Source organism: Mangrovimonas aestuarii, assembly GCF_028767185.1.
GTDB classification, from domain to species: domain Bacteria; phylum Bacteroidota; class Bacteroidia; order Flavobacteriales; family Flavobacteriaceae; genus Mangrovimonas_B; species Mangrovimonas_B aestuarii.
Window position 1 is genome coordinate 354,031 of sequence record NZ_JARACK010000002.1, and the last position, 24,445, is coordinate 378,475.

Genomic DNA, 24,445 nt, shown 5'->3' on the forward strand with positions numbered 1-24,445 from the left:
TTATGGGAACATTCAAAATTGAAGGAGGGCACAAATTAAAAGGAAGTATCCAGCCTCAAGGTGCCAAAAACGAAGCTCTCCAGATTCTTTGCGCCGTATTATTAACTCCAGAAAAAGTAACCATCAACAATATTCCTGATATCATTGATGTAAACAAACTAATTGACCTTTTGGGGAAATTAGGTGTGAAAATCGAACATTTGGGGAAAGGTTCGTATAGCTTTCAAGCAGACAAACTGAATCTTGAATACTTGGAGTCTCCCGAATTTAAGGAAGATGGTAGAGGGTTGCGAGGATCGATCATGATTGTTGGGCCACTTTTGGCAAGGTTTGGAAAAGGATATATTCCTAAGCCAGGTGGAGACAAAATTGGACGTAGACGATTGGATACCCACTTTGAAGGATTCATCAAATTAGGTGCTAATTTTAGGTATAACCGTGAGGACTATTTTTATGGTGTAGAAGCCGAAAAACTTACGGGAACCTATATGTTATTGGATGAGGCTTCGGTAACGGGAACGGCCAATATTGTTATGGCCGCGGTACTTGCCGAAGGTACTACAACCATTTACAATGCTGCTTGTGAGCCTTATTTACAACAACTTTGTAAGATGCTTAACCGTATGGGAGCTAAGATATCTGGTGTAGGTTCTAATCTTTTAACTATTGAAGGAGTTAAAGTGCTAAAGGGAACTGACCATACAATGCTTCCAGATATGATTGAGATTGGAAGTTGGATTGGTTTGGCAGCGATGACCAAAAGTGAACTTACCATTAAAAACGTAAGTTGGGACGATTTGGGACAAATCCCTAACGTTTTCAGAAAATTGGGAATTACTGTTGAGCGTAGAGGCGATGATATTTATATTCCGGAACACAATGATGGTTACGAGATTCAAAGTTTCATAGACGGATCTATCTTGACTATTACAGATGCACCTTGGCCAGGGTTTACACCAGACTTATTGAGTATTATCCTTGTTGTGGCTACTCAGGCTAGAGGAAGTGTGTTGATTCATCAAAAGATGTTTGAAAGCCGTCTGTTCTTTGTGGATAAACTTATCGATATGGGCGCAAAAATTATTCTTTGCGATCCGCATAGAGCTACAGTAATTGGGCACGATTTCAAATCGCAATTGAAGGCTACTACCATGACTTCTCCCGATATTCGTGCTGGTATTTCATTACTAATTGCTGCTTTGTCTGCTAAGGGAACATCTACTATTCATAATATCGAACAGATAGATAGAGGTTATGAGAATATTGCCAAGCGTTTACAAGCTATAGGGGCTAAAATAGTAAGAGAATAGAATAGTTATACTTTAACAATTCTTGGAATTGATTCTGGTAAACGGGCTAAAATTTCGTAGTTAATCTGGTTAGCAAACTCACTGAACGAAGCAACAGAAAGTTCCTGTTCGCCTTGTGTTCCTATTAAAGTGACCATGTCTCCAATGGAAATGTCATTTATTTCAGTGATGTCCGCCGTTAGCATATTCATATTTACCATTCCGATAACACCAATGCGATGACCGTTAATTAACACGCGGCCCTGATTGCTTAATGACCTGCTAAAGCCATGGTAATAGCCTACGGGAATAACAGCAATATTCATATCTCGGTTTGCCAAATATGATGTGCCATACCCTATAAACTCACCAGCTTTCACTTCTTTAATATCCATGACCTTGCTTGTCCAGGTTATAAGTCTTTTCAGAGGGTTTATGTTTGTCCCCGTTTTGCCTAAATAGTCAATCAATACTTCTTTAGTTGGAAAAAAACCATATTGCATAATCCCTATGCGAACCATATCCATTTGGGTTTTGGGGTATCTTATCGTGGCGGCTGAGCATGCGGTATGGTTTATCTCGGGTTTTAAATTGTGTTTTTCAAATATCCTACAGGCTTTTTTAAAGGTTTTTTTCTGATGTTTTACTCTATGGTAGTTAGCGATGCTTTCTGCACCTGCATAATGAGTACAAAGCCCTTTAAATTGGAGATAGCTAGAATGTTCTTTTAGGTAAGAAATGACATATTCTAGCTCTTTAACGGGAATTCCAGTTCTGTTCATTCCTGTTTCAACCTCTATATGGATTATAGCTTTTCGATTAAGTTGGTTCGATATGTTTTTTGCTTCCTCAAGTCTTTGTATGTTGAACACAAAAAACTCAATACCATTCTCTATGGCCCAGGCCATTTGATCTTTGTCTAGAGACCCCATGATCATTATTGTAGGCTTTGTTATGATTGATTCTTTTACGCGACGCGCTTCTTCAGCACTGAATACCGAAAAATGATTTATGCCACAGCTCTCAGCCAAAGGAACAAACTCTTCTATACCATGACCATAGGCATTACCTTTTACTACTGATGATAATTGTACACCATTTTTGAGAATGCTTTTAATGAAAGCAATATTTTGTTCCAGAGCTGATTTACTGATTTCTATTGTTGAAGTGTGGAACATCATTTGAGGATATTTAGCATTATTTCATAGAACATATTAATACCTGTTGGAATTAGTGTGTCGGGGAAATCGTAGTCAGGGTTATGTAAAGCAGGACAATCTTCTCCGGCTCCCAATCCGAACATAGCGCCTTTAAAATTTTGTGTAAAGAGACCAAAATCTTCACCCCATTTAAAGGGAGTGTCCTGAATGGATAACGTTAGTTTATTTTTTTCAGCTGCCTTGCCAATTATTTTTACCGCCTCACGATGATTTTTATTGGTTCTGAAGTGTTGGGCTTTCTCCAATTGGTATTTAATATTAAGACGATCACTTACCTCTTTGGTAATAGCTTTGATTTTATGAATTAAATTCATCAATCGTTCTTCGGTCCAGCAGCGTATTGTTAAGTGAATTTCACCATTGCCGGGAGCTACACCATAGGCTTTTTCACCAAGGTTAATATATACAGGTGTAATTACCGAAAAAGCATCAGATTTTGGTTTGTTGTTGTTTAGAGGTTGAATCTCTTTTAGGATTTCCGATGTAGCCCATGCAGGATTAATTCCGTGTTCTGGTTCTGCAGCATGTGATGTTTTGCCTTTTAAGGTGATTATTAAACTGCATACAGCTGCAGTGAAAGTATTTTCCTTGACGACTATCTGGTTTAGAGGGTATCCTGGGAGATTGTGTAATGCGAATACAAAGTCGAAATGGAGGTTTTTAAATTTGCTGTCATCCAAAACAGCTTTTGCACCATTTCCGGTTTCTTCTGCTGGTTGGAACAACAAAAAAACTTTTCCGTAAGGAGGAGGTGTTTCTTGAAGTTTTTGAGCCAAACCCAAGAGAATTGTAATGTGTCCGTCATGTCCACATTTATGGGAAATACCTCGGATTTTCGAACGATGATCAAAAGTATTTGTTTCTTCTATGGGAAGCGCGTCCAGTTCGGCTCTTAACAAAATGGATTTTCCATTATTTCCACTATCAAAAATGGCAAGGACACCATGTCCTCCTACCTTTTCAATAATTAACGAAGGATTGTATTGTTTTAAGAAAGAAACGACTTTAGAGGCTGTGTGTTTTTCAAAGCCAGATAACTCAGGGATTTTGTGTGTTTCGCGCCGGAAGTCTATTAATTGTTGAATTTTGGATCTGTTCGTTGTGTTTTGCATAGCTTAGAGGATTGCTTTAAGTTAAGCATTATCTATGAGGATGTAAAATGCTCATGTTAAGAAAAAAGAAAAGCGCCCTAAGGCGCCAGTAATTTTTGAGTATAAAACTTTTATTCCGCAGAATAGAAAAACTGTTCGTTTACTATTTTGCCATCCTTAACCTCATAAACACAAACCTCTTGCATTTGTTGTCTTCCTCTATCTTTAAATGTTACGTCCATATCCATTGTACAGCTAAAATGGTTTCCTGCAACTAAAGGATCGGAAACTGTTCCTCCATGGTACTCTTCCACATTTTGGTACCATTCCTGACTTTTTTTGGTGACTGCTTCTTTGCCTTCCGCTACAACTTCTCCCGGCATCCAGCTCATTTCCTTACTTACAATGTTGTCTGAATAAAGTTCTTCGAGGGCTTGCATGTTTTTGCCTTCACGGCATAATGATACTAATCTGTTAGCTACTTCCTGTGTATTCATAATATTGATTAATAATTAATTACCTTATAAAGGTACAGTTTTATTAAGCCCCTGAGTATTAAATAAATGTTAGTTTTGGTTTAAGGCAGCCTTATAAGTTTTCAAGCATCGTTCACGTGCAAATTTATGGTCTACCATGGGGTTGGGGTAGGTTAGTTCTTGGTATTCTGGGACCCATTTTTTGATATAAGTGTGTTGTTTGTCAAACTTATCTATTTGTGTAGTAGGGTTAAAAATTCTGAAATACGGAGCAGCATCAACACCGCATCCAGCAACCCATTGCCAATTACCTACATTGCTTGCCAAGTCAAAATCATGTAGTTTTTCTGCAAAATAGGCTTCTCCACAACGCCAGTCTATAAGCAGGTGTTTGCAGAGAAAGCTGCCAACGACCATTCTTACGCGATTGTGCATAAATCCCGTTTGATTGAGCTGGCGCATTCCGGCATCTACAAGAGGGTAACCTGTGTTGCCTTCACACCATTTTTTAAATTCACTTTTATCATTGCGCCAAACAATAGTGTCGTACTGAGGTTTGAAACTTTTGGTAACAGTTTCGGGATAATGCCAAAGGATTTGCATGAAAAATTCCCGCCATATCAATTCCTTTAAAAAGGTGTTGTTTTTTAGTTTGAGACCTCGTTTAACGACTTTACGAATACTGATTGTTCCAAATCTCAGATGAGGACCAATCCTAGAGGTTGTATCTTTTCCAGGGAAATCCCGTGTCTTTTCATACTGATTCAGAAGAAATTCGGAAATATCAAAAGGTTTGATGAGGTGTTCCGAAACTTCAAATCCCAATTCCTTCAGTGCGGGAAAGTCAAAAGCATCTGTTTTTGTGCAATTGTCCAAGTAGTTCTCTGAAGGGAAAGATTTCGTATTGTCAGAACTTAATTGAGCCATCCAACGTTTCATATAAGGTGTATAGACTTTGTAAGGATCGCCATCGGACTTAACGATTTCGTCTTTCTCGAATATCACTTGGTCTTTATAGCTGTGAAAATCAATATTCTTTGTTTTGAGTAAATCTTTTACCACCTGATCACGTTTTTGGGCATAAGGCTCGTAGTCATGATTAGTGTAAACTGCTTTAATGTTAAAATTACTAATCAATGAATTAAAGCATTCAAAAGGAGTGCTGTAAAGCACTTTTAGGCTACTTTGGTACTGTGTTTCCAAAACCGACTTAATCTGGTTTAGATTAGAGTGAATAAACTCTACCCTAGCATCTTTTTTAGGTAAAGAATCGAGTATGTTTTTATCAAAAACGAATATTGGTAATATAGGCAGACCGCTTTTTAGTGCATGGTATAAACCTGTGTTATCTTCTAAACGCAAGTCACGGCGGAACCAAAAAATAGCAATAGGAGAATTCATAGTGTGTATTTTCCAAAAATGGATTCTAGTTTATTGTAGCGAAAGTTGAAAATGTGCTCCAATCTGGGTTTTACCAAAATAGGGTGTATCATTCTACCGATAATACCCAATGGGATTTTATAGTCAATAAGATCCTCCATTTCAACCCCACCTTCAATGGGCTTTATAAAGTGTTTGTGATGCCAAAGTGCATAGGGACCAAATCGCTGTTCGTCCACAAAATAATATTTGTCCTTTACATGGGTGATTTCCGTTACCCATTTGGTTTTTATTCCAGGAATGGGGTAGACTATATATTGGATTATTTGCCCAGCATAAATACTTTTGTAATCACAAGAAACAATTTCAAAGCCCATATGTTTTGGAGTAATCTCCTTAAGGTTCTCTGGGTTTGAAAAGAACTCCCAAGCTTCATCGATCCCAATGGGAAGTTGTTGTTTTCTATACAATTGATACAGTGACATGATTTGGTTATAGGTGTTTTGTAATTTTATTGCTCAATGGTTTTGTTAGTGAATAATAATAGTCAATCAAATGCCCCTTATCATCAATTAAATACTTTTGAAAGTTCCACTTTACAGAGCTGTTTTTAACACCGTTAAGGGATTTATTAGTTAGCCATTTGTATAAAGGGTGTTGTTGTTTACCTTTTACGTCAACCTTTTCGGTCATAATAAACGATACTCCAAATTTTGTTTGACAAAAGGTTTGTATCTCCTGTTCTGTTCCTGGTTCTTGTCCACCAAACTGATTGCACGGAACCCCAATAACAACAAGTTCGTCTTTGTAAGTTTCGTAAAGTTTTTCCAAGTCTTCATATTGTGGGGTAAAACCACATTCTGAAGCAACATTGACAATGAGCATTTTCTTTCCCTTAAATTGGGAAAGTTGTATGGGATTCCCATCAATACCATCTATTTTAATATCATAAATAGATTGTGATGGATTTTGCCCATTGGTTGAGTTGAAGAATGAAAGAATCAACAATTGCATAATCAATATAGTTTGGTTAAGGTTCATGATTTTAAAGTTTCAAAGTTGTAATTCCGCAATCCATTTCGAAGATTTGACCAGAAAAGCTTTTCGCCTCTTGGGATAAAAGAAATTTAGCCATAGTAGCAACTTCTTTTGGATCCAAGATTTTTTTTAAAGGATGTCTATCTATAAGATTGGCTTCCTGCTTTTCGTTTCGTAAAAGTTTTGCAGCTAATTCTGTTTTTGTAACAGTCGGAGCAATGGCATTTACCCTTACTTTAGGAGCTAATTCTGCGGCTAATGACTTAGTTAAGCCCTCTACAGCACATTTAGCAGCCGCAATACTGCTATGAAAAGGCATACCTAGTTTGCAAGCTACGGTACTAAATAAAAGAATGCTGCTGTTTTTACTTTGTTTTAGTACAGGTAAAACATGTTGGATTGCTTTTACAGCCCCAAGGAAGTTTATTTCGAAATCTCTCTTGAAATCCTCAATATTCAACCGCTCAAAAGGTTTAAGGGTGATGCTACCTGGGCAGTAAATCAAATGATCAGCTGTTTGGATTTCTGGTAAATCATCAGTTAATATATTACAGTTTACATGCGATAGGTTGTCAGATTGTATGGGGGGAGCCGTACGGCTTACATTTACTATTATGAAACTGTCTACGAGGAGTTTGACTATTTCTAAACCTATACCTTTACTTCCTCCAATAATTATAATTTTTTCCATAGCATCATTTATTTTTTTGTGTAGATACGAGTTTGTCGATCATTCCGTTAAAGATAAAATAGTGAAAGGGTAAAACGCTGTACCAATAAAGTCTACCAGCAAGGCCGTGTGGCCTAAAAGTTGCGATTTGAAATAACTTATGTTGTCTAATTTTAAATTCCAACCAGGCTTCTCCTGGAAGTTTCATTTCTGAATAGAGTAGAAGTCGTTTTTGTTCTTTATCAGCAAAAATCACCCTCCAGAAATCTAGAGCATCTCCTGTTTGGAGTTCGTTTAGGTGGGTTCTTCCACGTCTTAGTCCAGTTCCTCCGAGAACTTGGTCAATAAAACCTCTTGTTTTCCATAGTAAATTACCATAATACCATCCTGTTTCCCCTCCAATAGACCATAGTTTATTGAGTGTTTCTTCTTCATTTTCAACCGGTCTTGCCTTCTTATCTTTAAAGCAACCATATGAAGGTACGTTTATATAGTAATGGGCCTTGTGTTGTAATCTTCCGCTAATAAACGAATCCTTCCAGCTCGAAATGATGCTGTTTTGTTCAATTTTCTCAAATGCTTTTTTTACAGCTTCTTGATAACTGATTGGGTTAACATCCAAAATGGAGTTGATCTTGCTGGGTTTTCCAATAATTTCAACCTTCATACTGTCAACTAAAGCTGTAGCAAGTTTGTAAGAAGTAGAAGTAACAAAATATAACCAATAGGAAGATAGTCTAGGGGTAAGAACTGGAAGCGTAATAATTTTTCTTTTGAGGTTTCTAGCTTTTGCGAAATCAAGAAGCATACGTTTGTAAGTTAATACTTCAGGTCCGAAAATGTCATAACTCTTGTTAAAAACCTCTTGATTTCCAGCTGCATTGACCAAATATGAAAGTACATCACGTATAGCCAATGGTTGGGTCTTGGTGTTTAGCCATCTAGGAGCAATCATTATGGGCAGCTTTTCGACCAAGTCCCTTATAATTTCAAATGAACTACTTCCAGATCCAACAATGATACCTGCTTTAAAAACCGTTAAGGCATAATGATTGGATTGTAATATCTCACCAACTTGTTTTCTTGACGCTAAATGTTTTGATAAAGAAGTGTCATTGGTTATTCCTCCAAGGTATATAACCTGTTTAACAGAAGTCTGTTCCATGTGTAGCTTAAAGTTAATAGCGCAATTGGACTCTAAGTCTTCAAATGATTTTGATGTGCTCGACATGGAGTGAATGAGGTAATATGCTATATCAATATCTTTAGGAATAGCATTTAGGCTATTTGATTTAAGGAAGTCCACTTCAACAACAGAAAACAATTCTTCTTCCAAAAATTCTTGTTCAATCCGCATTTTATCTCTCACAGCTGCAACGACATGAAATCCTTTATTGAGTAATAGAGGTATGAGTCGTTTTCCAATATAACCTGTGGCACCTGTAACAAGAATTTTCATTTATTTTTTATTTATTTATGTAAAGATAGTGAATTGTCTAACAATTGATCGTATTTTGTTTGACAAACAGTTTTTGTTTTTAACTTTTGTGAGGTGCTGCTTATCAGTAAATTATAGGTATTCGTACATTAATATATGTTATTTAAGGTTTTGTTAACAATTCTAGCTTATTTAAATTTTTAATTTTAAATTGATTACTAACAAAAACACTTAAAATTCGCGAACAATGAAAAAACTTATGTTACTATGTGCTGCATTTGCTTTGACAATGAGTTCTTACGGTCAGGTAAAAGCACCTCAACCAAGTCCTTCGAGTAAATTAGAGCAAAAAGTTGGATTAACCGATTTTACAATCGAATACTCAAGACCATCTATGCGAGGTCGTACTGTATTTGGAGACTTAGTACCTTTTGATAAAAAATGGAGAACTGGTGCTAACAAAAACACTACGATTACTTTTACTGATAACGTAGTGATTGGTGATTATACTCTAAAGCCAGGATCGTATGCTATTTATACTAAACCGGGTGAGAGTTTATGGGAGGTTTATTTTTATGCAAATACAGATAATTGGGGTTTACCTGAAAAGTGGGACGAAGCTAATGTAGCAGCGATTGCTAAAGTAAAGTCGTATAGTCTTCCCTTCGATGTTCAGACTTTTACCATCGATATTAATAATATCACAAATGGTGGAGGTACAATTGATATGATTTGGGAGAAGACCTATATTGCCATTCCTTTTTCGGTACCTACAGATGATAAAGTATTAGCATCTATTAACGAATCTCTTAATGGAAATCCAACAGATAAGGATTACTTTGCAGCTGCAATGTATTATTACCAAGAGGGTAAGGATATTAACCAAGCGAAAGAATGGATGGATAAAGCTATCAATATGACAGACAATCCACAGTTCTGGCAATTAAGACAACAATCTTTAATTTATGCAAAGGCAGGAGATACTAAAGGGGCAATAGACATTGCTAAACAATCTTTGGAAGGCGCAAAGGCTGCTGGAAATGAAGATTACGTTAAAATGAACATGGATTCCCTTAAAGAGTGGGGAGCAATGTAGTATTAAGAAGCATATTATATAAAAGCGCAACTCAATGTTGCGCTTTTTTTGTTTAATCGGTTTCTTCGAGTGAGAAAATATCTTCAACTGATACTTTGAACAATTTTGATATTTTTAAAGCCAATATAGTAGAAGGGGTGTATTTGCCTTTTTCAATGGCATTTATTGACTGTCTGCTTACCCCAATGGCCTCAGCTAAATCGGCTTGAGTCATATCGTGTATGGCCCGCTGTACTTTAATACTATTCTTCATGGCTATTGGCTTTAAATTTTAAATAATTAAATCGCACAATAAAGAAAATCAAAGGAGTAAACATGTTAAATACCAATATGTGGAAAAAGGTTAAATCATAAACCAAAAGTATGGCAAGCAATAATATTGAATAATTAAATATCATTGACCAGACCAAGGAGTCCTTTCTCAATTTGTAGGTGAACTCATCTTCAACTTTTTCTTTAGAAAATCCAACAAACAAACCACCCATAATAATTAAAACACTAACAAGTTCGTCTGTTATACTATTATCAATAATCTTAAAAATGTGATTTTGAGGTTCTTTTAATCCAATGCCAAATGAGCTGTCAAAGAGCGAAAGTACCTTCAGTGTTAAAAAATCTGATTCGTAGCCATTTAGCATTAAAAAAATACCACCAAGGATTCCGGAGGTAAAAAGTATCCAACCAAGAAATTTGTACTTATACGGCAGTAAATAATTTGTTTTCATAGCCTTGTGATATTATATTATATATCAAAAGTATATAATTATTTACTAAAAGTCAATTTTATTTTACATTTAGTAATGTAAGCGAGACTTTTTAATGTTGCTTTTTTAAAAAGTGAAAGTTTATTTTAATCTGCTTAAAAACAGTTGTTTTAATGGGTATTATATGTTATTCCCCTTTTTTAGATTCAGTTTTTCAAGTATTATAGCTATTAGGATGACTAGTGTACAACCGAAAAGATTAAGCCATAAATATGGCATCCAATCTTGCCACCACCCAATAATAACAATAATTTGAGTGATTATGGCAGCTATAAAAACGGCATGCCCCTTCACAAATTTGAAAAAGAAGGCTAATAAGAATATACCTAAAACATTACCGTAGAATATTGAGCCAATAATGTTTACCAATTGTATGAGGTTATCAGCAAGATAAGCTAAACAGGCAATAGTAATTGCAAGTAGCCCCCAACCCAAAGTAAACCATTTTGTAGCCTTAACATAGTGAAGGTCGTCTTTATCCTTTACCATATTACGTTTATACAAATCTATGGTCGTTGTTGATGCGAGAGCATTTAATTCCGAAGCTGTACTGGACATAGCTGCACTAAGAATAACGGCCAAAAGCAGTCCTATTAAACCTTTGGGGAGATTGTTTAAAATAAAGTGAATGAACACGTAATCTTTATCGTTGGTTTCAATATCTACCTTTTGTTCTCTGGCGGCTTTTGCAATTAACTCCTTTGCTACTCCTCTATTGCTGCGATCGACTTGATTTAATTTTACAAGTTCCAGTTTTTCTTCCTCAGAAGGGGTATTTAAATAGTTTTCAATTAAATCTTTTTTACCATTATAAACTAATTTCTGTTGCTCTTTAAGGGATTTGTATTCATTTGTATAAGACGAGCCATTAATGACTTCTTGAGCTCGTGGATTAAAGTTTATTGGAGATTGGTTGAACTGATAAAACACAAAAACCATAACTCCAACCAAAAGGATGAAGAACTGCATGGGAACTTTTAAAAGCCCATTAAAGATAAGCCCCAATCGCATTTCCCTAACCGATTTACCACTTAAGTATCGTTGTACTTGGCTTTGATCGGTACCAAAATAGGACAGAGCTAGAAAGCTTCCTCCAATAAGTCCACTCCAAACAGTATATCGATTTTCTAGATTGAAGGAGAAGTCTAGAATGTTCATTTTATTGCTTGCTCCGGCAATATCCATGGCTTTCGAAAAGGTTATATTATCTGGTAGGTAACTTAGTATCAGTCCGAAGGCAATAAACATACCTATAAATATGACTGCCATTTGTTGTTTCTGGGTTACACTAACGGCTTTGGTACCACCAGATACGGTATAGATGATAACAAGAATACCAATAGCAATGTTTAAAAGGTTAAGGTTCCATTTTAGGATAGATGAAAGGATAATGGCCGGAGCATAAATGGTAATGCCCGCTGCTAGTCCACGCTGAATTAAAAACAAACCAGCGGTGAGGCTTCGTGTTTTTAGGTCAAAACGTTCTTCCAAGAATTCATAGGCGGTATAAACTTTTAGTTTATGGTAAATGGGAATAAATACCATACAGATAATAATCATGGCAATTGGCACTCCAAAGTAAAACTGAACGAATCCCATACCGTCGTGAAATGCTTGCCCAGGAGTAGAAAGAAATGTAATGGCACTAGCCTGTGTAGCCATTACCGAAAGACCGATGGTCCACCATTGAGCTTGGTTACCACCACGAATATAATCCTGAACATTTTTACTGCCTCTGGTTTTCCATGTACCATAACCAACAATAGCCATTAGGGTAACTCCTAATACAATCCAATCGATACTCTCCATACCTTAAAATGATTTCATGATAATGTAAAAAATGATGAAATAAATAATGTTGGCTACCAGAACCAAACCATAAATAAGGTTCCAGGAAGTTTTATCTTTTGAATTATTGTTGGTCATTTAATTTCAGTCGTTTTGTTTTTTGTTTAGATTGTTGTCATCCCTTCCGATAGAGAGCATATTGGAGAACAATCGATAGGCACCAGAAACACCTTCAGGGAATTCCCTAAAAAAGCTCAGACCTGTATAAATGTAGTATCCTTTTCCGTATTGTGCTACCAATAAACTTCCGCTTTTGCTTGATTCACCCTCATCTTTCATGGAAAGGATAGGAGTGAAAGCTTTGTCCCAATTATCAGGGAAATATAGGCCGCGTTCTTGAGTCCACCCTTCAAAATCCTTTTCTGTAATAATGTTAGGGGAGTTAAGAATGGGGTGGTTTGGTGCTAAAAACTTCACTTTAGCATTTTCATCGGTTACCCTATCACGTGATAGTTCCAATGGATATGGTGCAACCTGATCAACTTTTAATCTGAAGCTGGTATTGTATTGTACAATTAGATTTCCGCCTCTATTTACATAATCGAATAATTGCTGTTGTTTAAACTTTAAGGCATCAACGGTATTGTAAGCTCTAATACCCAAAACGATAGCATCAAATCTGTCTAGATATGCAGGAGTGATATCTTCAGGATTAATCGTAATGACATCATACCCTAATTGTTTCAAGCTTTCAGGGACCACATCGCCAGCACCTTCAATATAACCAATGGTATTTCCTTTTTTAACAATATTCAATCTTACCACTTTGCTGTCGTTAGGAAGTAATACAGTTTGGTAAGGAATATGTTCGTAATCGATTTCAATAAGTTGTTGAGAATAGTCTTTTCCGTCAATAGTTACTATAGGGTGAATCCAAGCTTCGTTTTGTTTACTTGGTGGAGTCACTTCAAAATTAAAGTGTTGGTCTTCTGCTTTATAACGAATGGAAACGTTATGAAGAGCTGGTGTGATGGTCCAGTTTTTAGGATGTTCAATTTTAACAGTTCCATTCAAATTATCTCGCCCTGCCTTAACGGTAACCGTAATGGTTTTTGGATTATCACTATTAAAAATGATGACCTTCTCGTCAATTTTTGATGACACTAGTGGAATTATACTAAAGGGTTTGTATATCTCTCCTTTAACCGGGTCGTTTCGTTTGTAAACAACAGCTTTTTTAAACGACATTGATACACCTTCAATCAATAAATTAAAGGTCATGTCAAAATAACTAGGTGTTTCAGGTAAACCAATAAAATTAGGATCGTCAACTTTGTACATCCCTAGTGTTCCCTTTTCCCTTAACCAGTAAGGGGCTGTGGTACGTTGGTTGCCATTTATCTTTAGCGTATCCTGAAAATGAAAATCTTGGTTGGAGTTTAGGTTTACATTTTTTTGAGTTGCTTTATCGTTGGCATTTATAAAGCTTTGCAGTGTGATGTTGGCATTACTTCTGTTTATGATTTCAAGTTTAACGGGAACATATTCATTTTTTGTGGCAGAATCTGTTTCTGCAACTGCCTCAAGATACAGTCCTGCACAAGCAGCGATAATGTCTTTAATTTCATCAGATTTTAAATCACGCCAATAAGAATCTTCTAGGTTATTAATCAATTGGTAGGCTTCTACTAATTTTGGTAAGCTTGCTGAAGGATCAGTAAAATTGAAGCTGTGTTCTACTTCAATAAGGATTTTACCTATAGCTTGACCACCTTTAATACGATTCCAGCTCGTGTCGATACCTTCAAAAATATTGGACTTGTCTGCAGGCATTTTACCTTTAATTAATTCAAGGTATTCCATTTCTATTCCTCTGGTACCCGTGGTTCCAAACCCTTGCGATTTATGCTGACTTCGGCTCATTGCAGCAATTTCGGTATTGCTTAAACCTAAGTCAGGGTAGTATACTCCAACGTCAATACCTAACATTTTTGATTTATCAGCCTTTTCGAACTTCTCCTGACTGCCATAAAACCACCATGAGGTATTAAAAAATAGTCGTTTTGGCTGCCAAGTAGTAAAATCGTCTAATTGTTTAGAGTAAACATTTGGGTCGTTGGCCAAATTAAAAGCTTCAAAACTTAGCATAGCCGAACTAGTATGGTGTCCGTGAGTGCTGCCTGGGCTTCTGTGGTCGAATCTATTGATGATAACGTCTGGTTTGAATTTCCTAATGGCACGAACGACATCGCTGAGCACTTCCTCTTTGTTCCAAATTGCCAAAGTTTCATCTGGATGTTTAGAGTAACCAAAGTCATTGGCTCTACTGAACATTTGTTCACCTCCATCAATGCTTCTCGCAGCAAGTAATTCTTGAGTACGTATCACGCCCAGAAGCTCACGAATTTCTGGTCCTATTAGGTTTTGTCCACCATCACCTCTTGTTAGGGATAAGTATGCCGTTCTTGCTTTTACATTGTTCGAAAAGTATGAAATGAGTCTGGTATTTTCATCGTCAGGATGCGCTGCAACATAAAGTACAGATCCCAAAAAGTTTAGTTTTTGGATAGACTCGTAAATATCTGAAGCTGTAGGTTTTTTTGGTTGTTGTGCTGTTGAAATGTGAATGGTAATAAGGCCAATAAACACTGCCAGTATAAAGTTTCGCATTTTCCTTAGGTGATTTGTTGAATCATCAAATATATGAAAGTATGGTAGCTGCAAAGGTTATTTTTAAGTTTATTTAACGAATCTTCTAGTTGTATAAATTGATTATGATAAGTAGGAAACTTTATATACATTTAGTGGCTGTTAACCTAATTTTAAAAAATAAAAATGAAGAGAATTACCGTTGCAGAAGCAACAGATTTAAGCGACAATTGGACTAATACACGACAAGCAGCTGTAGATAGAGCTGCTGGAAAACCAGATAACCGGTCGGTTTGGTGTTCTTTAGATGATCTTAGGCAGTTTTTGGACGATGCGGAGAATGAGGCTAAAGCTAATGGCTATGATATGGATGGCGTACGTATTTACCTTGGTGTGTACGGTGAAGAACAGTTGGCAGACAAAGCAGGGTACACAACCATGTTTTTGACTGCAACAGGAAAAAAAACAGATACTACTGATCCAACCCAAGACCTTACAGATATTGATCCATTTAATGACGGTATGGGAGGAAATCCTCCACAAGCTACATATCCTCAGTAGATATAATGTTTGAGGAGTTTTTAAGACAAAATTACTATACTATCACATTCTTGGTAGAATTCTTAGCAGCCGTTACTGGTGTTTTATGTTTAAAAAAATTCAAGGGAACGGCTGTTCTTTATTTTATTGTTTTTGTTTTAGTGGTATTCTTATGTGATCAATTGGGATGGTATGCCCAATTTACTAAAAAGGGGTTTTTAAGTTTTTTAGAGGGTACTAAGTTTGAGACCAATCATTGGTGGTACACTATCTTTTGGAAAATAGGTGCTATAGTATTCATTATAATTTACTATAAAAATCTGCTAAGGACTAAAATTTTTAAAAAGTTATTGATAGTAGGGGTATGGCTTTTTTTATCAGTGTCCATATTTACTATTGTTACAAATTGGGACGCTTTTTTTAAAAGTTATTTCCCATCCATAGGCATTGCTGGTGCGATACTGGTGTTTATGGGAGTAGCGTTTTATTTTATTGAAATTATTCAAAGTGAACGTATATTAACGTTCTATCACTCTTTCAATTTTTATGCGAGTTCAGCAATTTTACTTTGGTGGTTAATTACCACTCCATTGGTTTTTTACGATATTTATTTCTCAATCGCCGACTGGAATTTTGTATTCTTAAAGTGGCAAATATATTTGTTTGCTAATGTTATGATGTATCTAACTTTTACCATTTCATTTTTATGTTGTACACCACAAACCGAGCAGTAAGCACTGCTGCAGAACGTTACTTACTGGTCTATATGATTGGTGTTTTGGTTGTTGTAAGCGCTTTGATAATCATATTTTTTATTGTATTCCAAAAGCGTAAAAATAAACTCTTAAGGGATAAATTAAGACAACAGCGACGTTTTGAACAAGAATTAAATAATACGCGTTTGGAGATACAGGAGCAAACGCTTAAAAGTATTGGTCAGGAGTTGCATGATAATATAGGCCAATTGCTAGCAGTTGCCAACATGCAGATGAGTATTATTGGGCCGACAATTGGAGAAATAGCTAAAGATTCGTTTAACGAAACCAAGGGATTGGTTAAGCAGAGTTTGGGAGAGGTTCGAGCTTTGTCTAGATCTCTCAATCAGGATGTTATTAAGTACCGTGGGTTTGAGCCTTCTTTACGTGCAGAGGTTGAACGATTGAATCGTAATAAAGTTTTAGAAGCTCATTTGGATTTAATTGGTACATCTTCTGTTTTAGAAAATGATAAACATAGTATTATCCTTTTTAGGATTATCCAAGAATTTCTATCTAATACGGTTAAATACTCAAAAGCTGATAATGTAAGGATTGCTTTAGAATATACAAATGAAGAGTTAATAGTTATTGCAAAAGACAATGGTGTTGGTTTTGATCCTGTAACGACTATAAAAGGTTCAGGTTTGCTCAATATGGAATCCCGAGCAGAACTTATTAAGGCTAAATATAAGTTGGAGTCTGGTAATGGTGATGGTACTACATTGTATCTTGAATACCCCTTAAATTAGCTTCTTTCCTGTAATTGTCCGAGGATAAGAATATAGGCGAGTTTTTGTGTGGGTTATTTCGTATATTAGATTGATTCAAGGAAAAATTCTAGACCAGCTAATTTTTATTAAGATTGGAACCTTTTTTAGATAAGTACTATGATTTTATAACTTTCAGTGTAGAGCTGATTGCTTTGGTAGCTGGAATTTTAGCTTTCAAGAAATTTAAGGACACAGCTGTAAAGTATTTTATTTATTTTTTGGGCTATATCCTTTTAGTTGAGATAGTGGGGCGTTATAAAAACTATATATCCTTTTGGCCAATTAATTATCTTGAAGACACACGATTTGAGGAAAATTGGTGGTGGTATACACTCTCATGGAAAATAGGGGCTATTTTATTTTATGCCTACTATTATCAAAAAATTATCAGAAGTAAAAAGTTTTCATCTTTTTTGAAATATACTTCAGTAGCTTTTTTGGTTGTTTCTCTTGGAGTAATTTTAATACAGTGGGAAGATTTTTTTAAAGGGTATTTTGCATTAATTAATGTAATGGGAATGATCGTGATATTTTTATGTATAGTTTTCTATTTCACTGAAATGCTTAGAAGTGACAAAGTACTTACCTTTTATAAATCTTTTAGTTTTTATTTTAGCTCTGCTCTTTTAATTTGGTGGCTTATTAATACTCCCTTGGTTATATACAGTAGTTATTATGCTACAGTATCTGATATTGAGTATAAAAATTTGAGAAAGTTGATTTTATTGTTTTGTAATATATTTATGTACATCACATTTACCTTTGCTTTTATATGGTGCAATCCCAAGACAGAATAATCAGCACGGATGCCGAAAGGTACCTTTTGTTGTATACGATTGCTGTAATCATAGTGGTTTCGGCTATGGTAATATTGTTCTTTGTTGTATTTCAGAGAAGAAAAAATAAACTGTTGGAGGAGCGATATAGGGAACACCAGGAATTTCAAGAGGAACTTTCTAAGTCCCAAATGGAAATTCAAGAGCAGACTTTAAAGGATATAGGCCAAGAACTTCACGATAACGTTGGTCAATTACTGGCACTGGCCCATTTACAGATAAATATGCTTCTTTCCAAAATAAGTGAGAATCATAAAAAGGAATTAACTGATTCAAAAGAAGTTGTGAAGCAAAGTTTGGATGAAGTTCGCTCTCTTTCAAAATCACTTAATCAGGAGGTAATAAAATACAAGGGATTTGAGCAGTCATTAAAAGCTGTTGTAGAACGTCTAAACAGAACAAATAGAATAAAAGCTACTTTAAATGTGAATGGACAGCCTCAGGCTTTAAAAAATGGTAAACATAATATTATTCTCTTCAGAATACTTCAAGAGTTTTTATCCAATACAATGAAATATTCCAAAGCCAATAACGTAACTGTAAAACTAACCTATTCCAGCGAAAAATTAGAGATTTACGCTACCGATGATGGTACAGGGTTTAATCTTCAGTCAGTAGAAAAAGGGTCTGGGTTATTGAACATGGAATCCAGAGCTAAGTTAATCCAAACTCAATACAATTTTAAGTCAATTCCGGGCCAGGGAACAGCTCTGTATTTGTGTTATCCATTTCAAAAGGAAAAAAGATGAAAGACATTATCGTTTTCTAGTCTTTCATTGTAAACCCTATTTTAATTGTAGCTTGCCAACGCTCTACCTTTCCGTTGCTTACAGCACCTCGAATGTCTACAACTTCAAACCAGCGTAGGTTTTGTATAGAACTAGACGCACGTTTTAATGCATTCTCAATAGCGTCGTCACTTGACTTTTCTGAAGTTCCTACAATTTCGATCTTTTTGTAAATATGTTCGTCCATGATTTTGTGAATTATTGATTAATAATCCTTTAAATTAATGAAATAATCAATACGAAGCATGTTAATGGGCTTCGAATTGTCAAGTTGGTAAACTAGACTTATTAGACTAAAAAATAGACAAAGGTTAAGTGTCTATACAAAATCAATGTTGTACTTTTGTAATCGTTTTATTCAAAATAGATAAAAAAAAATTTATGAATTCGTACGATGTAGCCGTTATCGGCTCAGGACCCGGGGGATATGTGGCAGCCATTCGTTGTGCACAGCTCGGTATGAAAACTGCAATTATAGAAAAATACGCTACCCTTGGAGGAACTTGTCTTAATGTAGGGTGTATTCCTAGTAAAGCCTTATTGGATTCTTCTCACCACTATGAAGATGCTGTTAAGCATTTCGAAGAGCACGGTATTGAAGTTCCTGGCGAAATCAAGGTGAACTTAGAGAAAATGATTTCTCGAAAGCAAGCGGTTGTAGACCAAACTACTGGAGGAATCGATTTCTTGATGAAGAAAAACAATATTGATGTTTACCAAGGATTGGGATCATTTAAAGATGCTACTCACATTAACATCAACAAAGAAGATGGTGCAACAGAAACTATAGAAGCAAAACATACTATTATTGCTACAGGAAGTAAGCCATCAAACCTTCCGTTTATCAACATTGATAAAGAACGAATTATAACTTCTACAGAGGCTTTAAAGCTTAAGGAAATCCCTAAGCACCTTATCGTAATCGGTGGTGGTGTTATTGGATTGGAGCTTGGCCAGGTTTACAAAAGACTTGGGGCTGATGTAACTGTTGTTGAGTTCATGGATCGTATCATTCCAACAATGGATGGTGGATTGTCTAAGGAACTTAATAAGGTTTTGAAGAAGCAAAAGTTTAAAATCAATACATCGCACAAGGTTAAGTCTGTTGAGCGTGTAGGAGATGAGGTAATTGTAAAGGCTGACGATAAAAAAGGAAACGAAGTAGAGTTTAGAGGAGACTATTGTTTGGTATCTGTAGGTCGTCGTCCTCATACAGATGGACTTAATGCTGAGGCTGCAGGAGTAAAACTTAACGATAGGGGTCAAGTTGAAGTAAACGATCACTTACAGACATCTGCTTCAAACATTTATGCTATTGGAGACGTTGTTAAAGGTGCAATGTTGGCTCATAAAGCTGAAGAAGAAGGGGTAATGGTTGCTGAGATTTTAGCTGGACAAAAGCCGCATATCGACTATAACTTAATTCCTGGTGTTGTTTATACTTGGCCAGAAGTTGCAGCTGTAGGTAAAACAGAAGAGCAATTAAAACAAGAAGGAGTGGCTTATAAAGCTGGGCAGTTCCCAATGCGTGCTTTAGGACGTAGCCGTGCTAGCATGGATTTAGACGGGTTTGTGAAAATCTTAGCGGATAAGGAAACTGATGAAATTTTAGGTGTTCACATGATTGGAGCAAGAGCCGCCGACATGATTGCTGAAGCAGTTGTTGCAATGGAATACCGTGCATCTGCTGAAGATGTATCGCGTATGTCTCATGCTCACCCAACTTTTACAGAAGCCATTAAAGAAGCTGCTTTGGCTGCAACTGATAACAGACCGTTACATATTTAAGGAATTTCTTTTAGAATACATATATAGCACCCCAACTAGGGGTGCTTTTTTATTTTATGCGCGAAGAAGTAATTTCAATATCTGCATGCGCCCAACTTTCCTTGATAGAGGCTTCAATAATTGAAAGGTTTTCTTGATCATTTAATTTTTGGTATGCTATTTTTAAACCATGCTGCGCCCATCCGTTTTTAGGGAGGCGTTTTAGATCTTGATTGTAGGTTTTAATGGCGTTTTTATATTTTCCCGCTTCAAGTTGAACAGCTCCTAGATGATGTCGCACTGAGAAGAACCAGTCTGGTGGTTCGTCATAGTTAAGTTGGTCTTCAATAGCTGCTGCTTCTTTTAAAAGCACAATGCTGTCATCGAAGTGTTTTTGACTGGCTAAAATTTCCGCTTTTAGAATTCTCCTGGCAATTTGCATTAGTGTATACACGGAGTTTAAATCCCAAATGGTAACTTCTTTCAAGTTCTCGTTAGCTGATAGTTTTTCCAATTCATTAAGTTCTTTTTTCGCCGAATCAATATCATTCTTTCCCAAAAAAGCCATACCTCTTGCGTAATGCCTGACAGCTGTAGGGTAAGGTAAGTCATAGGTTTTTAAGTCTGAGTTTAGAATATCATCCCATTTTCCCAATTTCACATTTACGTAATATGGAATAACATAGTAGTGTTGAAGGGTCCCCCATCCAGGAGTTTTCATAATTTCCGGATGAACATGTTCTGATACTTTATTGGCTCCAACTAAAGCCCATTTACTATTTCCTTCTAAGGTTGCCGTTGCTGCCATGAAGTGATAATTATGTGGATAATAAGCTAGAGGGTAGGTTCCTTGTGCATGACACAAGGTTACGTAGGTACTATCAACTTTTACAGCATTTATGTTGGCCAAAGTACCTTTATGATAATCACCCGTTCTGATATACACATGAGAAGGCATATGAACCAAATGACCAGAACCAGAAACCAAGCCTTTATCAAAAACGTTCGCAGAAGCATAAGCGCGTTCAGGAGTGTTCGAAGCCTCGACTGCATGAATATAAAAGTGATGGGCACCAGGGTGTTTTGGGTTTTTTTCTATAATTTCTTCCAAGGTGTTTACTATTTCTCCAGTCCATGGTTTTGGTTTGCCTTTTTTATCGAATAGGTCCCAAGGGTGCAAATCCATAAGGGACTCTACATACATTGTTTTGATGTCCAAATCATCAGGATAGGTTTTACTAACCAATTTCATGGTCTCACTATAGGCTTTGTCCAATGAGCTTCTGTCTTCTGGTGGAATTTCAACATAACGTCTAGACATGGCATTAATTAAATCTTTTTCTTTTTGGGATGCATTTTCGGCTAACGATTTAGCTTTTTGTATCGCTTTGAACGCTCGTTCGTAATTATCGGGTTCCATTCCAGCATTGTAATTGGGGCCTAAAACATAGGCGTATCCCCAATAGCACATGGCGCAATCTGGGTCAAGTTTTGTAGCGTAATAAAATGATCGAGCTGCCTCAGCATGGTTGAACCCGTAAGCAAGAACAAGCCCTTGGTTGAAATATTTCTGGGCTTCAGGGTTATTGGTTGATATTGGATAGTTAATAGCATCTAAACCATCAAATAAAGGGGCTTTACTGTTAGTTGAATACCAAAGTGTGTCTGTGGTTGCTGGCGCACAAGAGTATTTTGAAGCTATTTCCTGTGTTTTGGTATTAGGTGTACTATCTTTTTTTTCTTGTTTGCATCCAAATGCTAATAAAAGAATACAAATTATAGTTACAGTAATTTTCATAAGGCAAGGGTTTTATTTCCAAGGCTTTAACACTTAAAGATACAAAATATCTGTTTTTATAAATTGTTTGTTTTTGTTAGAAATCAGAATGTTATTATACCGATTTCTTTGGTTGTATGGGTTTTTGGCAAAACCAGCATTAATTCGGTAATTTGTTATTTAATTTCAATGTCATTTGCGAACCGATTATACTCATACCGTAAAGTATATTACTCAGTTTAAAGAAAAGTTATTGTTATGGAGTAAACACTATAAAGAGGTGGTTTGGCTTGATTCCAATAACTACCAACAAATGCATACCAGTTATGATGCAGTATTGGCAATTGGGGCGCATAATAAATTGGAAATGGGTTATACTGGCGCATTTTCTGCTCTAGAGGAATACCAACAGAAGACTAAAGACTGGTTGTTTGGCTATTTATCCTATGACTTAAAAAATGATGTTGAAAAGCTAGAATCCAACAACGATGATGGATTACAGTTTCCAGAACTTTTCTTTTTTCAGCCTAAAAAGCTATTCTTCATTAAAGGAAATGAGGTTACTATTAAATATTTATTGTCTGCATCTGATGAAATTAAGGAGGACTTAAAAGCTATAGATAAGCAAGAAGTTGACGAGGCTAAAACACCAACTAGACCAATAAAGATTAAGCTCAAAATTCACAAGGACGAGTATTGTGATAAGGTAGGGCAGATGTTAGCGCATATCTATCGAGGAGATATTTACGAGGCTAATTTTTGCCAAGAGTTTTATTCTGAAAATGCCACAATAGCTCCTTTGCAAACGTATTTTAAACTCAATCAAATATCGCGACCACCTTTTGCAACGTTTTTAAGAAATGATGATAAATATCTTTTATCGGCATCGCCAGAGCGTTATATAAAGAAAGAGGGAGAAACTATAATTTCACAACCTATTAAAGGAACTGCAAAAAGGGCAGAAACTCTAAATGAAGATGTTCATTTAAAAGTAGCTCTAAGCCAAGACGAAAAGGAGCGTAGCGAGAATATAATGATTGTCGATTTGGTACGTAACGACCTTTCCAAAACAGCTCAAAAGGGAAGTGTTATTGTAGAAGAGCTATGTAAAATTTATACGTTTAAGCAGGTACATCAAATGATTTCTACTGTTGTTTCTAAAGTTAGACCTGAGTTTTCACCGGTGGAAGTTATCAGAACGACATTTCCTATGGGAAGTATGACCGGAGCACCTAAAATATCGGCCATGAAAATCATAGAAAAACTCGAATCTACTAAACGAGGATTGTATTCAGGAGCAGTAGGTTATTTTACTCCTGAAGGTGATTTCGATTTCAATGTGGTAATCAGAAGTATTCTTTATAATCAAACTAACAAATATGTGTCTTATAGTGTCGGTGGAGCCATTACAGCTAAAAGCGACCCTATTAAGGAATATGAGGAATGCTTAATTAAAGCCAAGGCTATGAGAGATGTTCTGGAAAGCTAATTTCATCCTACGTGCGACCTAAATTGTTTCTTTATTTCAATTAAGATATTTTCAACACGCGATGTTTCTATACGTTTTATTTTAGCAATATCGTCATAGCTTAGTTTACCAATAATATATAGGTCAACAATATTAGATACTCGTAATGGTAGCCAATGGTAAAACTTACTCATTATTTTTTGAGTAGTTTCTTCAGATTCATGGGAGATATCCATTTCTTGAAGTACCTGTTGGTTGTAGTCAGAGAAAAGGTATGTTGTGTTATTGTTGTCCTGATGATAGGAGATATCATCTAAATCTTCCTGCATCACATAGTCCATATCAGAGTCCATAGTGTATTCTTCTTCCATTAGCTTAAGTTCTTCATTGAGGATTTTACTGGTACTGATGGTTTTTTTATGAAACCCTTCTTTTTTAATTAATTCGTTTATGTGATCATCTACGATTTCGAATAAGTGTAACTTAATTAAATCTAGTTCACATTCTGGATCGTAACCTTTGTCATAAAGTTTTATGATGCAATCATCTACTACATCATTCGATGAATACATGTTCTTTGGTAATACGCCAATTGACTCGGCTACATTAAGACGGTGTTTCGCGTAGGGATGTAAATATTGCACCACGTTGAGCACTTTTTTGTCAAACGCGGTTTGTGACGATTTATCCTGTAATTGTTTAAGTGAAGCCATAGTTAGGTAAGCTATAAGTGTTAAACATCTCATTTTCAATCAGAATATACGAAAAATGCACCATATTTTGATAAATATTTATCATGTTGATTTCAAATTGTTTATGGAATTCAAAATTGTATATTTGGG

At 36.0% G+C, this 24,445-nt stretch carries 24 protein-coding genes; 9 read left to right on the top strand and 15 right to left on the bottom strand.

What is annotated here, in order from left to right:
• The first annotated feature begins 2 nt into the window (after positions 1-2).
• The gene (murA, locus tag PWU04_RS04480) at positions 3-1,310 is read left to right on the top strand and encodes a UDP-N-acetylglucosamine 1-carboxyvinyltransferase (protein ID WP_274474614.1); all 1,308 of its coding nucleotides are present in this window, start codon (positions 3-5) and stop codon (positions 1,308-1,310) included.
• Positions 1,311-1,315: 5 nt separating this feature from the next.
• Here murA and alr read toward each other — a convergent pair whose 3' ends face one another.
• From alr to PWU04_RS04520, 8 genes are all read right to left on the bottom strand, one after another.
• Positions 1,316-2,470, bottom strand: coding sequence for an alanine racemase (gene alr / locus PWU04_RS04485; RefSeq protein ID WP_274474615.1), 1,155 nt, complete (start codon positions 2,468-2,470; stop codon positions 1,316-1,318).
• Positions 2,467-3,621, bottom strand: coding sequence for an amidohydrolase (locus PWU04_RS04490; protein WP_274474616.1), 1,155 nt, complete (start codon positions 3,619-3,621; stop codon positions 2,467-2,469). Before PWU04_RS04490 ends, alr begins: the two co-directional genes overlap by 4 nt.
• Before the next feature lie 110 nt (positions 3,622-3,731).
• Positions 3,732-4,097, bottom strand: a complete 366-nt coding sequence (locus PWU04_RS04495; RefSeq protein ID WP_274474617.1) for a nuclear transport factor 2 family protein — start codon at positions 4,095-4,097, stop codon at positions 3,732-3,734.
• Positions 4,098-4,166: 69 nt separating this feature from the next.
• Positions 4,167-5,477 carry a cryptochrome/photolyase family protein gene (locus PWU04_RS04500; protein ID WP_274474618.1) on the bottom strand — a complete coding sequence of 437 codons (1,311 nt, stop codon included), beginning with the start codon at positions 5,475-5,477 and terminating at the stop codon, positions 4,167-4,169.
• Positions 5,474-5,941 carry an SRPBCC family protein gene (locus tag PWU04_RS04505; RefSeq protein WP_274474619.1) on the bottom strand — a complete coding sequence of 156 codons (468 nt, stop codon included), beginning with the start codon at positions 5,939-5,941 and terminating at the stop codon, positions 5,474-5,476. Before PWU04_RS04505 ends, PWU04_RS04500 begins: the two co-directional genes overlap by 4 nt.
• Before the next feature lie 7 nt (positions 5,942-5,948).
• On the bottom strand, positions 5,949-6,470 hold the full coding sequence (locus PWU04_RS04510; protein ID WP_274474677.1) for a glutathione peroxidase: 522 nt from the start codon (positions 6,468-6,470) through the stop codon (positions 5,949-5,951).
• 31 nt (positions 6,471-6,501) lie between these two features.
• Positions 6,502-7,185, bottom strand: a complete 684-nt coding sequence (locus tag PWU04_RS04515; RefSeq protein ID WP_274474620.1) for an SDR family NAD(P)-dependent oxidoreductase — start codon at positions 7,183-7,185, stop codon at positions 6,502-6,504.
• Between the two features lie 4 nt (positions 7,186-7,189).
• Positions 7,190-8,623: an SDR family oxidoreductase gene (locus PWU04_RS04520; RefSeq protein ID WP_274474622.1), complete on the bottom strand. Its 1,434-nt coding sequence runs from the start codon at positions 8,621-8,623 to the stop codon at positions 7,190-7,192.
• Between the two features lie 226 nt (positions 8,624-8,849).
• On the opposite strand from PWU04_RS04520, the gene PWU04_RS04525 reads away from it, so the two are divergent.
• Entirely contained in the window at positions 8,850-9,698 is an 849-nt protein-coding gene (locus PWU04_RS04525; RefSeq protein ID WP_274474623.1) for a DUF2911 domain-containing protein, read from the top strand.
• A 52-nt stretch (positions 9,699-9,750) separates the two neighbouring features.
• Here the strand turns inward: PWU04_RS04525 and PWU04_RS04530 are convergent, their stop codons facing one another.
• The 4 genes from PWU04_RS04530 to PWU04_RS04545 form a co-directional block, all read right to left on the bottom strand.
• A complete protein-coding gene (locus tag PWU04_RS04530; RefSeq protein WP_274474625.1) occupies positions 9,751-9,951 on the bottom strand; it encodes a helix-turn-helix transcriptional regulator in 201 nt (66 codons plus the stop codon).
• Entirely contained in the window at positions 9,941-10,423 is a 483-nt protein-coding gene (locus PWU04_RS04535) for a hypothetical protein (protein ID WP_274474627.1), read from the bottom strand. Before PWU04_RS04535 ends, PWU04_RS04530 begins: the two co-directional genes overlap by 11 nt.
• Before the next feature lie 159 nt (positions 10,424-10,582).
• The gene (locus PWU04_RS04540) at positions 10,583-12,271 is read right to left on the bottom strand and encodes a sodium:solute symporter (protein WP_274474628.1); all 1,689 of its coding nucleotides are present in this window, start codon (positions 12,269-12,271) and stop codon (positions 10,583-10,585) included.
• Positions 12,272-12,394: 123 nt separating this feature from the next.
• The gene (locus tag PWU04_RS04545; RefSeq protein ID WP_274474630.1) at positions 12,395-14,920 is read right to left on the bottom strand and encodes a PIG-L family deacetylase; all 2,526 of its coding nucleotides are present in this window, start codon (positions 14,918-14,920) and stop codon (positions 12,395-12,397) included.
• A gap of 165 nt (positions 14,921-15,085) precedes the next feature.
• Between PWU04_RS04545 and PWU04_RS04550 the strand changes: the two genes are divergently transcribed.
• From PWU04_RS04550 to PWU04_RS04570, 5 genes are all read left to right on the top strand, one after another.
• Positions 15,086-15,460: a hypothetical protein gene (locus PWU04_RS04550; RefSeq protein WP_274474631.1), complete on the top strand. Its 375-nt coding sequence runs from the start codon at positions 15,086-15,088 to the stop codon at positions 15,458-15,460.
• Between the two features lie 50 nt (positions 15,461-15,510).
• Positions 15,511-16,173 carry a hypothetical protein gene (locus PWU04_RS04555; RefSeq protein ID WP_274474632.1) on the top strand — a complete coding sequence of 221 codons (663 nt, stop codon included), beginning with the start codon at positions 15,511-15,513 and terminating at the stop codon, positions 16,171-16,173.
• Positions 16,146-16,946, top strand: coding sequence for a sensor histidine kinase (locus PWU04_RS04560; protein WP_274474633.1), 801 nt, complete (start codon positions 16,146-16,148; stop codon positions 16,944-16,946). The genes PWU04_RS04555 and PWU04_RS04560 overlap by 28 nt, the downstream gene beginning before the upstream one ends.
• 113 nt (positions 16,947-17,059) lie before the next feature.
• Positions 17,060-17,764 (top strand): hypothetical protein, encoded by a 705-nt coding sequence (locus tag PWU04_RS04565; RefSeq protein WP_274474634.1) that lies wholly within the window; start codon positions 17,060-17,062, stop codon positions 17,762-17,764.
• On the top strand, positions 17,740-18,552 hold the full coding sequence (locus tag PWU04_RS04570; protein WP_274474635.1) for a sensor histidine kinase: 813 nt from the start codon (positions 17,740-17,742) through the stop codon (positions 18,550-18,552). Before PWU04_RS04565 ends, PWU04_RS04570 begins: the two co-directional genes overlap by 25 nt.
• Before the next feature lie 16 nt (positions 18,553-18,568).
• Here PWU04_RS04570 and PWU04_RS04575 read toward each other — a convergent pair whose 3' ends face one another.
• Entirely contained in the window at positions 18,569-18,778 is a 210-nt protein-coding gene (locus tag PWU04_RS04575) for a dodecin (RefSeq protein WP_274474636.1), read from the bottom strand.
• A gap of 194 nt (positions 18,779-18,972) precedes the next feature.
• Between PWU04_RS04575 and lpdA the strand changes: the two genes are divergently transcribed.
• The gene (gene lpdA, locus PWU04_RS04580; RefSeq protein WP_274474637.1) at positions 18,973-20,379 is read left to right on the top strand and encodes a dihydrolipoyl dehydrogenase; all 1,407 of its coding nucleotides are present in this window, start codon (positions 18,973-18,975) and stop codon (positions 20,377-20,379) included.
• Between the two features lie 49 nt (positions 20,380-20,428).
• Here the strand turns inward: lpdA and PWU04_RS04585 are convergent, their stop codons facing one another.
• Complete coding sequence (locus PWU04_RS04585) at positions 20,429-22,156, bottom strand: tetratricopeptide repeat protein (protein WP_274474638.1); 1,728 nt, start codon at positions 22,154-22,156, stop codon at positions 20,429-20,431.
• 175 nt (positions 22,157-22,331) lie between these two features.
• On the opposite strand from PWU04_RS04585, the gene pabB reads away from it, so the two are divergent.
• Positions 22,332-23,624, top strand: coding sequence for an aminodeoxychorismate synthase component I (gene pabB / locus PWU04_RS04590; protein WP_274474639.1), 1,293 nt, complete (start codon positions 22,332-22,334; stop codon positions 23,622-23,624).
• 2 nt (positions 23,625-23,626) lie between these two features.
• Here pabB and PWU04_RS04595 read toward each other — a convergent pair whose 3' ends face one another.
• Positions 23,627-24,316: a hypothetical protein gene (locus PWU04_RS04595; RefSeq protein WP_274474640.1), complete on the bottom strand. Its 690-nt coding sequence runs from the start codon at positions 24,314-24,316 to the stop codon at positions 23,627-23,629.
• Positions 24,317-24,445: the final 129 nt, after the last annotated feature.

Coding starts and splice junctions, on each gene's coding strand:
- PWU04_RS04505 (WP_274474619.1), bottom strand. CDS start 5,941: ATGTCACTGTATCAATTGTATAGAAAACAACAACTTCCCATTGGGATC.
- PWU04_RS04585 (WP_274474638.1), bottom strand. CDS start 22,156: ATGAAAATTACTGTAACTATAATTTGTATTCTTTTATTAGCATTTGGA.
- PWU04_RS04535 (WP_274474627.1), bottom strand. CDS start 10,423: ATGAAAACAAATTATTTACTGCCGTATAAGTACAAATTTCTTGGTTGG.
- PWU04_RS04520 (WP_274474622.1), bottom strand. CDS start 8,623: ATGAAAATTCTTGTTACAGGTGCCACAGGTTATATTGGAAAACGACTC.
- PWU04_RS04545 (WP_274474630.1), bottom strand. CDS start 14,920: ATGCGAAACTTTATACTGGCAGTGTTTATTGGCCTTATTACCATTCAC.
- murA (WP_274474614.1), top strand. CDS start 3: ATGGGAACATTCAAAATTGAAGGAGGGCACAAATTAAAAGGAAGTATC.
- PWU04_RS04540 (WP_274474628.1), bottom strand. CDS start 12,271: ATGGAGAGTATCGATTGGATTGTATTAGGAGTTACCCTAATGGCTATT.
- PWU04_RS04530 (WP_274474625.1), bottom strand. CDS start 9,951: ATGAAGAATAGTATTAAAGTACAGCGGGCCATACACGATATGACTCAA.
- PWU04_RS04515 (WP_274474620.1), bottom strand. CDS start 7,185: ATGGAAAAAATTATAATTATTGGAGGAAGTAAAGGTATAGGTTTAGAA.
- PWU04_RS04495 (WP_274474617.1), bottom strand. CDS start 4,097: ATGAATACACAGGAAGTAGCTAACAGATTAGTATCATTATGCCGTGAA.
- PWU04_RS04510 (WP_274474677.1), bottom strand. CDS start 6,470: ATGCAATTGTTGATTCTTTCATTCTTCAACTCAACCAATGGGCAAAAT.
- PWU04_RS04490 (WP_274474616.1), bottom strand. CDS start 3,621: ATGCAAAACACAACGAACAGATCCAAAATTCAACAATTAATAGACTTC.
- PWU04_RS04550 (WP_274474631.1), top strand. CDS start 15,086: ATGAAGAGAATTACCGTTGCAGAAGCAACAGATTTAAGCGACAATTGG.
- PWU04_RS04595 (WP_274474640.1), bottom strand. CDS start 24,316: ATGGCTTCACTTAAACAATTACAGGATAAATCGTCACAAACCGCGTTT.
- PWU04_RS04575 (WP_274474636.1), bottom strand. CDS start 18,778: ATGGACGAACATATTTACAAAAAGATCGAAATTGTAGGAACTTCAGAA.
- alr (WP_274474615.1), bottom strand. CDS start 2,470: ATGATGTTCCACACTTCAACAATAGAAATCAGTAAATCAGCTCTGGAA.
- PWU04_RS04560 (WP_274474633.1), top strand. CDS start 16,146: ATGTTGTACACCACAAACCGAGCAGTAAGCACTGCTGCAGAACGTTAC.
- lpdA (WP_274474637.1), top strand. CDS start 18,973: ATGAATTCGTACGATGTAGCCGTTATCGGCTCAGGACCCGGGGGATAT.
- PWU04_RS04500 (WP_274474618.1), bottom strand. CDS start 5,477: ATGAATTCTCCTATTGCTATTTTTTGGTTCCGCCGTGACTTGCGTTTA.
- PWU04_RS04525 (WP_274474623.1), top strand. CDS start 8,850: ATGAAAAAACTTATGTTACTATGTGCTGCATTTGCTTTGACAATGAGT.
- PWU04_RS04570 (WP_274474635.1), top strand. CDS start 17,740: ATGGTGCAATCCCAAGACAGAATAATCAGCACGGATGCCGAAAGGTAC.